The sequence below is a fragment of the Ruegeria sp. AO1 genome (assembly GCF_056535985.1).
Genome location: NZ_JBQFJC010000002.1, coordinates 919324 through 932217 on the forward strand (window position 1 = coordinate 919324; position 12894 = coordinate 932217).

Annotated in this window: 12 protein-coding genes and 1 pseudogene; 5 read left to right on the top strand and 8 right to left on the bottom strand. The window is 56.7% G+C overall.

Annotated elements, in window-relative coordinates; translation table 11 throughout:
- Window positions 1–11: 11 nt before the first annotated feature.
- The 5 genes from napH to napF are packed head-to-tail and all read right to left on the bottom strand — an operon-like array spanning window position 12 to window position 5063.
- Window positions 12–929: a quinol dehydrogenase ferredoxin subunit NapH gene (gene napH, locus ACR3FB_RS22235; RefSeq protein ID WP_480565515.1), complete on the bottom strand. Its 918-nt coding sequence runs from the start codon at window positions 927–929 to the stop codon at window positions 12–14.
- Window positions 926–1744 (bottom strand): ferredoxin-type protein NapG, encoded by an 819-nt coding sequence (gene napG, locus ACR3FB_RS22240; RefSeq protein WP_480565517.1) that lies wholly within the window; start codon window positions 1742–1744, stop codon window positions 926–928. Before napG ends, napH begins: the two co-directional genes overlap by 4 nt.
- A 27-nt stretch (window positions 1745–1771) precedes the next feature.
- Window positions 1772–4264, bottom strand: coding sequence for a nitrate reductase catalytic subunit NapA (gene napA / locus ACR3FB_RS22245; protein ID WP_480565519.1), 2493 nt, complete (start codon window positions 4262–4264; stop codon window positions 1772–1774).
- Window positions 4265–4281: 17 nt separating this feature from the next.
- The gene (locus ACR3FB_RS22250; protein WP_480565521.1) at window positions 4282–4554 is read right to left on the bottom strand and encodes a chaperone NapD; all 273 of its coding nucleotides are present in this window, start codon (window positions 4552–4554) and stop codon (window positions 4282–4284) included.
- Window positions 4551–5063 carry a ferredoxin-type protein NapF gene (napF, locus tag ACR3FB_RS22255; RefSeq protein WP_480565523.1) on the bottom strand — a complete coding sequence of 171 codons (513 nt, stop codon included), beginning with the start codon at window positions 5061–5063 and terminating at the stop codon, window positions 4551–4553. Before napF ends, ACR3FB_RS22250 begins: the two co-directional genes overlap by 4 nt.
- A 590-nt stretch (window positions 5064–5653) precedes the next feature.
- Between napF and ACR3FB_RS22260 the strand changes: the two are divergent.
- The 3 genes and pseudogenes from ACR3FB_RS22260 to ACR3FB_RS22270 form a co-directional block, all read left to right on the top strand.
- Window positions 5654–5761, top strand: a pseudogene (locus tag ACR3FB_RS22260) (IS5/IS1182 family transposase); the annotation flags it as partial.
- A 222-nt stretch (window positions 5762–5983) separates the two neighbouring features.
- Window positions 5984–7357: a cytochrome ubiquinol oxidase subunit I gene (locus ACR3FB_RS22265; protein WP_480565525.1), complete on the top strand. Its 1374-nt coding sequence runs from the start codon at window positions 5984–5986 to the stop codon at window positions 7355–7357.
- 6 nt (window positions 7358–7363) lie between these two features.
- Complete coding sequence (locus ACR3FB_RS22270) at window positions 7364–8374, top strand: cytochrome d ubiquinol oxidase subunit II (protein WP_480565527.1); 1011 nt, start codon at window positions 7364–7366, stop codon at window positions 8372–8374.
- 295 nt (window positions 8375–8669) lie between these two features.
- On the opposite strand, the gene ACR3FB_RS22275 is transcribed toward ACR3FB_RS22270, so the two are convergent.
- From ACR3FB_RS22275 to ACR3FB_RS22285, 3 genes are read right to left on the bottom strand one after another with little or no spacing between them, the layout of a single operon-like run.
- Window positions 8670–9833 (bottom strand): saccharopine dehydrogenase family protein, encoded by a 1164-nt coding sequence (locus tag ACR3FB_RS22275; protein ID WP_480565529.1) that lies wholly within the window; start codon window positions 9831–9833, stop codon window positions 8670–8672.
- On the bottom strand, window positions 9830–10531 hold the full coding sequence (locus tag ACR3FB_RS22280) for a DUF4166 domain-containing protein (protein WP_480565531.1): 702 nt from the start codon (window positions 10529–10531) through the stop codon (window positions 9830–9832). The genes ACR3FB_RS22275 and ACR3FB_RS22280 overlap by 4 nt, the downstream gene beginning before the upstream one ends.
- 41 nt (window positions 10532–10572) lie before the next feature.
- A complete protein-coding gene (locus ACR3FB_RS22285; RefSeq protein ID WP_170767709.1) occupies window positions 10573–11136 on the bottom strand; it encodes a MarR family transcriptional regulator in 564 nt (187 codons plus the stop codon).
- A gap of 545 nt (window positions 11137–11681) precedes the next feature.
- On the opposite strand from ACR3FB_RS22285, the gene ACR3FB_RS22290 reads away from it, so the two are divergent.
- A complete protein-coding gene (locus ACR3FB_RS22290) occupies window positions 11682–12023 on the top strand; it encodes a copper resistance CopC family protein (protein ID WP_425085242.1) in 342 nt (113 codons plus the stop codon).
- A 2-nt stretch (window positions 12024–12025) separates the two neighbouring features.
- The gene (locus ACR3FB_RS22295; protein ID WP_480565534.1) at window positions 12026–12892 is read left to right on the top strand and encodes a copper resistance D family protein; all 867 of its coding nucleotides are present in this window, start codon (window positions 12026–12028) and stop codon (window positions 12890–12892) included.
- Window positions 12893–12894: the final 2 nt, after the last annotated feature.

Below are 12894 nucleotides of genomic sequence, written 5' to 3' on the forward strand. Positions count from 1 at the left end.
TGTGCACTCCCTTAGATAGGTCTGGCTGTACGCGCATCGGGCGCGGGAACGGGATCGAAAGGCGCGACGACGTGGTCGTCGAACCGGTGAGTAAACTTGAAGACATCCACCGCACATACATCGATGCAGCGGCCGCAATTCGAGCAATCGGGGGACAGGATCAGCGGCGTCGCGTCCGGTTTGCCTTTCAGCGCTGGCGAGATGACCTGGTTCTCCGGGCAGACGGCGTAGCAATCCATGCAATCATTGCAAGCGGTCCGGTTGGCGGCGCTGACACGCAGCAGGCTTTTACTACCGATCAGGCCATAGAAGGCGCCGATGGGACAGATATGGCCACACCAACCGTGACGGGCGACGACCAGATCAAAAATGAAGATCGCAGCGATCAGCGCCCAGACAAAGCCCGCGCCGAAAATCAGCCCGCGATGCAGCATGGTGATCGGATTGACCAACTCCCACGCGATGACGCCAGTCAGGCCCGAGACGATCAGGACCGTCGCCAATATCCACAGGCGGGTGGTGCGTTTGGGTTGCCAGCCTTTGGGAAGGTCCAGCTTGCGGTGCAACCAGTTGGCGGCATCAGTCACCGGGTTGATCGGACAGACCCACGAACAATAGACGCGCCCGCCGATCAGCGCATAGGCGACCAGAACGATGATCCCGCCGATCAAGGCGGTCAGTTCCGGCCAATGCCCGGCCACAAAGCTTTGCAGCAGCACAAACGGATCGGTCAGGGGCAGAATGCCAAGGGTCAGCGACCCCGCCAACGTTCCCTGCACGATCCAGAGACCGAACCAAGGCCCCAGCAGAAACAACGCCAAAAAGAACAGTTGGCTTGTCCGCCGCAGCAGCAGGAACTTATGCGCACCGATCCAGCCTTTGGCCTCAATAGCTTCCTGACCAACGGGAATATGAGTGCGCGCGCTCATTGGCCTGCCCCGGGTAGGTCATAGGAGGGCGCAAAGCCGCCCGGCGCGGCCAGATTGTCTGTGCCAGGCCCCGGCAGGCGGTCGGGTAGGTCGATCAATCCGTCCACAAGCGGACCGCCGTGGCTTTCTTTTTCTTCCCAGCCCTTGCGATAGTGGTCCGCGCTGCTGCCGCGCGCCAATCGGGCGGGCAGTACTTTGATCGCAGCTTCGGGTAGAACACAGCTTTTCTCGCACATACCGCAGCCGGTGCAGCGGTCGGCATGGACGGTGGGAATGAACATCGCATGGTGGCCTGAACGCGCGTTGTGCGCGGTTTCCAGCGTGATTGCGTCGTCAATAACGGGGCAGACGCGGTAACAGACATCGCAGCGCAGACCGAGGAAGTTCAGGCAGTTTTCCTGATCGACCAGAACCGCAACGCCCATTTTAGCTTCATCGATATTGTCCAAACCCGGGTCCAGCGCGCCGGTAGGGCAAGCGGCGACACAGGGTATGTCGTCGCACATCTCACACGGCACATCGCGGGCGGTGAAATAGGGCGTACCGGTTGCAACGGCATCGACCCCAAGCTCAGCCAGTTTCAGGGTATCGTAAGGGCAGTCCCGCACGCAGAGCCCGCAGCGAATACAGGCTGACAGGAACTCTTTCTCCGACAATGCGCCAGGCGGGCGCAAGGCTTCCGCCGGAAGCGCGCGGGCATCGCGCGCCAACCAGGCCAGCAATGACCCGGCGACTACGCATCCACCTGCCGCGCGCGCCGAATCCTGCAGGAAGCGACGCCGTTGCGGCGAGAGAGGAGTACCGGTCAGGGACATGGGGACAACCTTTGCGATCCTTCCCGGTTAAGCGCGCTCGACCTTGCAGGCGCACTTTTTGAAGTCGGTCTCTTTCGAGAGCGGGCAGGTTGCGTCCAGCGTCAACTTGTTGGTCAGCTGATGCTCATCGAACCAGGGCATGAAGACCAGACCGCGCGGCACCTTGTTGCGCCCGCGGGTCTCGACCCGGCTCGTGACCTCGCCGCGGCGGGTGGACAGAACAATCTCTTGCCCACGGCGCAGACCCCGATCTTCGGCATCCTGCGGGTGCATGTAGACAACCGCGTTCGGATAGGCGCGGTGTAGTTCCGGCACGCGGCGGGTCATCGAGCCCGAGTGCCAGTGCTCCAGCACGCGGCCCGTGGACAGCCACAGATCAAATTCTTCATCGGGCTCTTCGGCGGCGGGTTCATAGGGGGCAAAGATGATGCTGGCCTTGCCATCGGGCTTGCCATAGAACTTCACGCCCGTACCTTCGGGCACATAGGGGTCATAGCCTTCGCGGAAACGATAGAGCGTTTCCTTGCCGTCCACGACCGGCCAGCGCATACCGCGCGCCTCGTGGTACATTTCGAACGGTGCCAGATCGTGCGCATGACCGCGCCCGAAATCGGCATACTCCTCGAACAGGCCTTTCTGGACATAGTAACCGAAATGTTCCGCATCGTCGTTGTGGAAGCCTTCGGCCGTCTCAGACAGCGGGAACTGGTCGATCTTGCCGTTGGCATAGAGCACATCATACATGGTCTTGCCGCGATGCTCGGGCATGGTGGCCAGCAATTCTTCGCCCCAAACCTCTTCCACCGTGAAGCGTTTGGAGAATTCCATAAGCTGCCAGAGGTCCGATTTCGCCTCACCCGGCGCTTGCACCTGTTGCCGCCAGAACTGAGTGCGGCGCTCGGCATTGCCATAGGCGCCTTCTTTTTCGACCCACATGGCGGTGGGCAGGATCAGGTCGGCAGACACGGCTGTGACCGTCGGATAGGGGTCGGACACGGTGATAAAGTTTTCCGGGTTGCGATAGCCGGGAAAGCCTTCCTCGTTGATGTTGGGCGCGGCCTGCATGTTGTTGTTGCACTGCACCCAATAGGCGTTCAGGTCACCATCCTTCAGCTTGCGGTGCTGTAGAACAGCGTGGAATCCGGGTTTGTCCGGGATGGTGCCAGCAGGAATGTTCCATGCGGTCTCGCAAATCTCACGGTGTTTGTCGTTCGTAACCACCATGTCGGCGGGCAGGCGGTGGGCGAAGGTGCCAACCTCACGTGCAGTGCCACAGGCCGACGGCTGGCCGGTCAGCGAGAACGGCGAGTTGCCCGGTTCGGAAATCTTCCCGACCAGCAGGTGCACGTTATACATCAGCGAGTTCACCCACGACCCGCGTGTGTGCTGGTTGAAGCCCATGGTCCACAGGCTCATGACCTTACGGTTGGGGTCGGCATATTGCTGGGCCAGACGCTCCAGCTGGTCGGCGGGCACACCCGACAGCTCGGATGTGTATTCCAGCGTGTATTTCGAAACCGCCTCGGCATATTCCTCAAAGCTGATCGGTTCCATCTTGCCGCCATTTGGGTTCTCGGCCGCTTCCTGCAGCGGATGATTGTCGCGCAGGCCATACCCGATATCGGTGACGGTTTTGGTGATGTTTACGTGGTTTTTGACGAAGTCCTCGTTCACCGCGCCATTCTGAATGATGTAATTGGCGATATAGTTCAGGATCGCCAGATCGGTCTGAGGTGCGAACACCATCCCATTGTCAGCCAGCTCGAACGAGCGATGCTCGAAAGTGGACAGCACATGCACCTCGCTACCCGGTTTGGTCAGGCGCGTGTCGGTGAGGCGCGACCACAGGATCGGGTGCATCTCCGCCATGTTCGAGCCCCACAAAACGAAGGTGTCAGCGTGCTCAAAGTCGTCATAGCAACCCATCGGCTCATCAATGCCGAAGGTCCGCATAAAGCCTACAACCGCTGATGCCATGCAATGACGCGCGTTGGGGTCAATGTTGTTCGAGCGGAATCCGGCCTTCATCATCTTGGCAGCCGCGTAGCCTTCCCAGACGGTCCACTGGCCAGAGCCGAACATGCCAACGCTGGTCGGGCCTTTCTTGGCCAGAGCCTCTTTCCACTTGGCGGCCATGACGTCGAAGGCTTCGTCCCAACTGACCGGCTCGAATTCACCGTTCTTGTCGTATTCGCCATTGGTCTTGCGCAGCAAGGGCGTGGTCAGACGGTCCTTGCCGTACATGATCTTGGACAGGAAATAGCCTTTGATACAGTTCAGGCCCCGGTTCACAGGCGCGTCCGGGTCACCCTGGGTGGCCACCACGCGACCTTCTTTGGTGCCGACCAGAACCGAGCAACCCGTGCCGCAGAACCGGCACGCCGCCTTGTCCCAACGAATGTCAGACGTGCCGACTTGCGCCTGCGCTGCGCCTGTGGCCAGCGGAAGACCAGCCGCCGAAGCGGTCGCGGCGGCAGCAGTTGATTTCAGGAAGGTCCGGCGGGATTCAGAGATGGTCATGGCATGGGTCTCCGGTTTCAGGTCTGGCAGGAAGCGTTAAGATGCGGACGGGTCTCCGCGAGGTCTTCGAAATGGTGATAGGTCAGGGTCAGAGAGATCACGCCCGGGATCTGGTGCAGATCCATGATCGTCTCGGAGGCCAGCTTTTCGGGCGTGTCCTCGACCACGACGACAACACGACCATCTTCGGCAGTGGCATGGATTTCGACTCCGTCAATCCCTAGCATCGCCTCCTGAGCGGTCTGGGCTGCGTCGGGCGCGACGTGGACAAGGCATCCGCAGATGTTCATAGCAAGCTCTCTTGGGGGAGTGTTTCGTGGCGCTCAAATCGGATTGTATGCGCTGGGCACGCGCTGGCGCAGGCACCACAACCGGTGCAGGCCTCTTGGTCAACGGCGGGCTCCGACCGCCCCCCAAGTAACAGTTTGAACCCGATAGCGTTGCTGTCGCAGACGTCCTGGCACACACGGCAGCTCACGCCATTCATCGAAAGACATCCCGCAGTGACATAGGCACGCCATGGCCAATCACTCAGGTTTTCGGGTTTCAAAGCACCGGTTGTACAGGCCTCGGCGCAAGCGCCGCAGAATGTACAGGGCGAGGCATCAAGGCTGACAACTGGCCAGCCTTGCTGATTAAAGGTGATGATGTGTTCTGGGCAGGCCGAGACGCAATCGTCACATTGGACGCACAACTCAAAAAAGTGGTCCTGATCCGCGCCGGGCGGAATGATTGCTGTCCGGTCTTCGCGCAGCGGAGCGCCACGCAGAAAGGCACGGCGGCTGGCTAGCTTATTCATAGGCTTGCGGTCCGCTGTTGATCTCGAGACTTACCAAACTCTTTATCGAACTGTCGCAGGCCAAAAATTGACCTATGTCATGTTCAATTTGATTAATTCTTGATCGTTCTTAAAGCTTTGCACATTTCACGCATAAGAAGAAGAGAATTTGTTTCTACCCCCGTATTTCACCGATGCATCTCAATCCAGGCCAATCATCGAGTCTCTTCGAGATACGCCTCGGTTCAGATTATTTGAAAGCCCACAACTGTACGCTGAGGCCGGCGAAAGCATCTGCACTTTCATAACCCCGTCTTGGTTTTCCTTTCAAAATTCAAAGTTGATACAGGCCTCTACGGTCAAAATATTGAACCCTTCAGTTTCTGGGTAAAGCAGGGAGAATTGAAAAATTGAGTTGGCTGAGCGATAGGAAAAATATGCAGAAAACACCTTCCACTCACAGCTATGATGCGTTTCCGCTGCTTGGGGATTCTCAAGATTTCTAGCAAAATTTGTTGATAGGAAATAAGCTAGGCGAAAAGACCCGCTGCTTGCAAACTGCCGAACACTCGTAGCAGCCGCCGATTGGTCTTTTGTCAGTTTTTAGGCGTTGGAGCAGGCGCGAGCATGGCGGCACCAAGCGCTGCATCTGGCGCAAGATTCGTATAGGGATCTACGAGGAAACGCGTGAAGTGCGGGCAGTCGAGGTCACGACGAGCTATGCAGCCCCCTCTCGGTAGCATCCTGTGGATGTGCCTGCCGGGCAATCGATGCCCCATGTTAGTCGGAGATGATTGATCAAATCCCGGCCGATCAGACCATCGGATCTGTGACCACCAAAGCCATGCGCCACCCTGCCGCATGACCCGCTGTCGCACATCCCTTAACCCCAAAATGGCCACACCTATGTGAAGTTCAAACATGACTTCTGCAGGTGAACAATGGACGCGCTTCTGCTGTCCCGCATTCAATTTGGGGCAAACATATCTTTCCACATCCTCTTCCCGACGATCACGATCGCATTGGGATGGGTGCTGCTGTATTTCAAACTGCGCTTCAACGCAACCAAAGATACTAAATGGATGGATGCCTACCGCTTTTGGGTGAAGGTCTTCGCCCTGTCCTTTGCGATGGGTGTGGTCTCGGGCATCACCATGTCCTTCCAGTTTGGCACCAACTGGCCCGGTTTCATGGAGACCGTGGGCAATATCGCCGGGCCGTTGTTGGCCTATGAGATCCTGACGGCTTTCTTCCTCGAGGCAGTGTTCCTGGGCATCATGCTGTTCGGCTTCTCACGCGTTCCCAACTGGTTGCACACGACCGCAACCTTCCTGGTAGCGTTCGGAACAACTATGTCGGCCTTCTGGATTTTGGTTCTGAACAGCTGGATGCATACGCCTGCCGGGTTCGAGCTGCGGGACGGTGTAGCTTTCGCAACCGATTGGTGGGCAATCATCTTAAACCCATCAATGCCTTACCGACTGACCCATATGCTGCTGGCCAGCGGCCTGACGGTAGCATTCCTGGTGCTCGGATTATCGGCCTTCCGCTGGCTGCTCGGCGATCGCGGGCGGGACGTGCGAGCAACCTTCAAAACCGGCGCGTGGCTGGGCGCGTTGTTGATCCCGGTGCAGATCTTCATGGGAGACATGCACGGGCTGAACACGCTTGAATATCAGCCGCAGAAGGTCGCCGCGATGGAGGGCAATTGGGAGACCAAATCAAACGTACCGCTGGTGCTGTTTGCCATTCCCGACGAAGCTGCGCGCGAAAACCACTATGAGGTCAGCATCCCCAACCTCGCTTCGATCATTCTGACTCATAGGGCAGAGGGCGTGGTGCCCGGCCTGAATGATTTTCTTGCCGAGGACGGCACCGTTCTGCACCCGCCCGTTGCGCCTGTCTTCTGGTCGTTCCGCATCATGGTCGGTAACGGTATGGTCATGCTGCTGCTCAGCTGGGCGACACTGCTGTTCATGCGGCGCGGGCGCGGGCCTGCGGGAGTACCAAAACTCATGCAAATTGCATTGGTCCCGATGGCCTTTTTGGGTTGGGTCGCAACGCTGGCCGGGTGGTACACAACCGAGATTGGCCGTCAGCCGTGGCTGGTTCATGGTGTCCTGACAACCGAACAAGCCGTGGCTGATGTCCCAGCACCCATGGTGGGAACGACGCTGGCGGCTTACCTGCTGATCTATGTCCTACTTCTCACGGCGTATATTGGCGTGCTGTTTTATTTGGCTCGGAAGGCGGCGCAAGGCGACCAACCCACCCGGCCAGATCCAAAATACCCCAAAGCAGTTCCGGCGGAGTAAAGGACCATGACCTATTTTGGTGATCCGACACAGTGGCTGCCCCTGACTTTCGCCGCGCTTATGGGGCTCTCGATCCTCGTCTACGTTGTTCTGGACGGTTTTGATCTGGGCGTTGGGATCCTGTTCCCCTTTGCCGATGAGGCCGAAAAGGACCGAATGGTTGCCTCGATCGGGCCGTTCTGGGACGCAAACGAGACATGGTTGGTGCTGGCCATCGGCATCCTTCTGGTGGCCTTCCCGACTGCACATGGGGTTATCCTGACTTCACTATACTTGCCTGTGGCCACCATGCTGATTAGCCTGATCCTGCGCGGTGTCGCGTTCGAATTCCGGGTCAAAGCCCCGTCGCATCACAAACGCGGTTGGAACATGGCGTTCTTTACGGGCTCGATGATGACCGCGCTGGCGCAGGGCTTCATGCTGGGCAAATACATCATGGGGCTGGACAGCACATTCGGCACCTGGATCTTCGCCGCCATCTCGGCTGTGTTTCTGGCCGTTGGCTATTCGTTCATCGGAGCCTGCTGGGTCATTCTCAAAACCGACGGGGTGCTGCAGAAAAAAGCCGTTGACTGGGCCAAAGGCGGTATCTGGGGGCTGATCATCGGTATCGCTTCTGTGTCACTGGCGACCCCTTGGGTCAGCCCACGCATTTTTGACAAATGGTTCACCTTCCCCGAGTTCTTCCTGCTGCTGCCTCTGCCCCTCATGTCGGTCATTTTGATCGCTTTGCTGTGGTATGCCTTGCGTCACTTGCCAACCCGCAACGACAGTTGGGCTTGGTTTCCCTTCGCGGCGTCCATCGTTCTGTTCACACTGGCATTTTTCGGAATGGCCTACAGCTTCTACCCCTATGTGGTGCCCGAACAGCTGACGATCTACGAGGCCGCAAGTGCTCCGGAAAGCCTGTTTATCATTCTGATAGGGACAGTCTTTGTTCTGCCGGTGATCGCCGGATACACGGTGATGGCCTACACGATCTTTCGGGGCAAGGCGACTGAGTTGCGATACGACTGAGCCGCGACAATCTTTGAATGACCCGTGGACCTGGAAAACGGGTTTTTTCGCAAAGCCTGAAGCGGCCGAGATCATCCATTTCTTAGACCCGAACCACAAGAAACTCGAGTAGCTGGTTGTGTTATGATCTGAAACTCCTGGAAACACGACAATAGGCCATTCTCAAAACCATTTAAAAACAGAACATTAAGCCGAAATCCATGGTGTCTGTTCAGACTCCGAGCTCCAGCTGCAACTCATCTCGCAACCCGCAAAAAAAATGTACTCTTGGCACTCTCAGCCGTTCGGCGCGGGGTTATCGTTGGGCGGTACTTTGGCACATCTGATTTCTAAGGGTACGAATTATGGTTCCGACCGTCTCTTCAGTGTCTCTCGGATCTAGGTGTTCGAACACCCCGGTGCGAAGCTGCAAATCTTCCATCGCGTGTTCAACCACGGGCCGTGGAACCTCGTTCAGGCACGGACGCGCACCCGTCTTGATGTTTGGCAACTCTCGTAGGATCGTGCGGCACATGATCCCGGGCACAAACGGACCGTGACCTTCTTCGGCGATCAGCCTCCACTTGCGGGTTACGCCTCGTCCGTTGCATTTGCCAGAAACACTCACTTCCATACCTCCACGGTTGCTCCCAAAGGGATAGAGCGCCTGTGAAATCATGTAGAGTGCGAAATAGGCCCATTCCGGTAATTCGAGCCTCGCGTGTTGCCTGAGCTGCGACAGTAGACGGAGAGCCCAGTTCATCACCGGCAGTTCAAGGCCAGCGCGGAAGGTTACGGTCCGAGCACCAGTCAGTTCTGGAATAAGCGCGATGTCGGGAACGTTGACGCTGTATCCAGCGCGGATCATACCGGGTTCCAGTTCATACTGTTTGCGATCCGTCCATCCGATGGTCGTCCGCCAGGCACCATCACGCCATTGTTGATATGGACGCCCGACGCCACTCACGATGCTCTTGATAACGGACATGCCACGCGGTGCCCGGTTGCCGGGTAGGATTGCAATGTCGATCGTGTCAACGTCTTCCAGACCTTTTATTAGGTCTGCGACGATACACGAGGACAGACCGGGCACGCTGGACGCGCCGGATAACACAAAAACACCGGCCTCCTTGGCATCGGAGTTCAAGGCTGCGATGCCGTGTGTGAAGGTCGCGCTATCCGACAGGTCAAGATAGTGGCAGCGATTGGCGATGCAAAGCTTTGGGATTGTATAGGGGTCGCCGCGGTAGTGCTGGAACGGTCCTGCGGCATCAACGACAACGTCCGGTTTCTGGTCAAACAGCGCCTCGGGTGCTGCGCTGACATCCAGTTTTAAGGTCTGCGCATTCAGGTCCTGAGCCAGAGCGCGACACCTTTCGGGATGCCGTCCTACCAGCCAGAGCTGGTGTCCGTCTCGTGCCAGCAAGCGGGCGGTCAGAGATCCGAAAACACCGTAGCCCCCTATGATCACGACCTTCATGACCTGATGCTCCGGACTATTTCCGCGTCGCGGAAGGTGGCGTCCTGCCAGATCAACGCGCCAAACAACGGATGTGTCAGTTCCAGGGTGAATCGGAAATATCCACCACCAAGCTCTTCGTGGCCGACCACCAGACGCCCTGGGCATACCCATCGCGGAAAAGACAGCCGTCTTTGTCCCAGTTTCAGAAAATACCGGTCACTGACGAAGTAGAGGCCGGTCCCTGTGCTTTTGAGTCTGAGCGAGATGCCGATCCCAAAGCCGATATATTCCTCCAACCCGGTTGGTCCGGCAAAGCGTTTGGAACTGCCAACCATCTGCGGAAACCCTTTGGCCCGGCCATATTGCCGAATCCAAAATTGACCTTCCGTTGCCGCATCTTCTGTAACTGTCACCACGGCAGAGCGACCGACCGAGGTGCGATCGAAAGGCAACGGTGCACCGATAACTCGCAGGACAATGGCGAAAGCGCGTCCAATGAAGTTCATCTGCATGTGGATTACGCGCCCCTGATAGGCAAGGCTGGCATCACCCAGCAGCCGTTTGCTGAATCTGCGTCGGATTGCTTTGGGTAAACGGGCCCATGCCGAAGCCCCCAGTAGGTTTTTGAACCGGTCGTCCTGGTCGCAGGCTGTATTGAATTGCGGTTGAATTGGTTCTGTTCCAAGCGCGGTCGAGGTTTCCTGCATTTCGATCATTCTGTTGTTTCCGTCATAAGAGAAATTGAGGGTCAAATTTTTTAGCGGCTCTTTTTGCCTCCGGTAAAGCTGAGCAAGGAAACAACCTTGGTTCCCATTTTCATCAACATCATCAGCTTCGGACGGGGCACTGTCAGCATGTCGCGGAACCATGTGTCGGCCGTTGTCAGGAACTCTTGCATATCCTGCATCCGCTGCAGCGTGATTGGGTCCAACCCGCTTTCGGTTTCAGCTTGGTCAACGCATGCGCGCAGAGCCTGCATTGCGGGATCAATCTCGCGCTCTTTGCGTCCCTGGGCGATACGGATCCCCATCTCCCAAACATCTACCTCGGCCTCGTAGTGTTCGCGCCGATCCCCCGGTACAGGAACGCGACGGATGAGCCGCCAGCTCACCAATTCCTTTAGAGAGTTGGACACATTGGATCGGGCAATGCCCAGAGATTCGGCAATTTGTTCCGCATTGAGTGGTCGGGAGCTGAGGTACAAGAGCGCGTGTATTTGTGCCACGGAACGATTGACACCCCACTGGTTCCCCATGTCGCCCCAATACAGGATGAACTGGCTTGCAGCATTTGATTTCGTCATGTCGATAGTTTCTGTCATGACAGAAATATCAGGCGTAAAGCACCGAAAATCAAGAGCACGATTTGAATTTCAAACAACAAAGCTAAGTGGAACGGGAGCTGAAGCGTCAAATATGAGGTAAAATACTGGCTGAAAAAGGTTTTTCGTGAGCGTTTTGATTTAGGCCGTCCGCTTGATCTCAACGATAACTTTACATGCGCCCAGATCGGTGCGTTGCCCTTTTCGGCTTTACGTCAAGTCGCGCGCAAAAAGAAAGCGTAATAAGGGGATAAGTTGGGGGGTCGGAAAGAGGGTTTTTTAGAATAAGCTGAGAACAGAAACACAGCCAACTGTTCTCCGATTGGAGAGCTTAAGCGTACTCGAAATTTTTGAGTGCGGATAGTGCTTGCAAATTTCGACGTGCCCGCAGCATTGGTTTTCACTTGAAGTCTCAGATTCGGGCTGTGAGCAACGGCTTGGTGACACGCATCTGGTGAAAGCTCAACCCTTTGTGACGTGGCTATGGTCATCGACTACGTCAGCAGAATACAGTGCGTCAATGGAATGAACTGAGGAACTTGCCGATGAAAATGCTCACTATAGTTGCATTGATTTCCGCGCTTGCCACAAACGCTTTTGCCCATTCGAAAGTGGACACCACCACACCCGAAGACGGCGCGACAGTTACTGAGGTGCCCTCTGAGATCAGCTTTAATTTCACGGATGATATTCGCCTGACAAAGGTTAACATGATCCATCAGGATGCGCATGCCGTCACGCTCGACTTGGGAGACCAGACAAGTTTTAGCCGCGCGTTCGCGCTCCCGCTTCAAGGTATGGGTGAAGGCATCTATCGAATTGAATGGCGGGGCTTGGGTGTGGACGGGCATGCCATGCAGGGTGAATTCACATTTACAGTGGACTGAGTATGCCCGATATCTGGGGAATAGGCGCAATACTGTCCAAACTGATACTCTATGTCGGTATTGGCGGTTCGACTGGGCTTTTGATCACTCAGATTGCTTTCACCGACCTTGTGTCGCCTCTCAGCGATAGGATGCGTCTTCAGGTTGCGCTGTTGGCGGCGCTTGCGCTTGTTGCCTCTGTCCTAGGCTTCACTCTGCGCGGCGCTGCACTGACGGGTGGGGCCGATGGGATGATCGATCCTGAAATGCTCGGTCTGTTGTGGCAAACCCCGGTTGGAGACGTTCTCGTTCTTCGGATCACTGGGGCCATACTAATCATTGCCGGAGTGTTAATTCCCTTTGTTGGGCAATGGATCGCCCTCGCGGGGGGATTGCTCGCTCTGTGGTCCTTTGCTCAGATCGGGCATATTCCTGAACTGGAACCAATAGGTGTTCGCTTGCTCTTGCTCTTGCACCTTTTAGGGGTCGCGTTTTGGATCGGCATCCTCGGACCGTTGCGCACACTGTCGCTACGGCAAGAATATCTGAGCGACGCAGCCAAGTTGGGCCATCGTTTTGGACAGATGGCTTCGATAGTTGTCCCTGCAATGATTTTGGCTGGAATAATAATGGCTTGGGTGTTGTTGGGCGATGTGAGGGCGCTGACGACTACCGGGTACGGTCAAACCCTTCTAATCAAAATTGCACTTGTAGGCGTGGTCCTGATGTTGGCGGCCGCAAACAAACTCCGCTTCGTTCCAGCCATGCAAGCAGGGGACGATAAGGCGGCGCGTCATCTAGCGCGCTCGATTGAAATCGAAACTACGGTCATACTGATGGTGCTTGTCGCCACCGCGACGCTCACCAGCGTTCTGGCCCTACCGAATTGAGG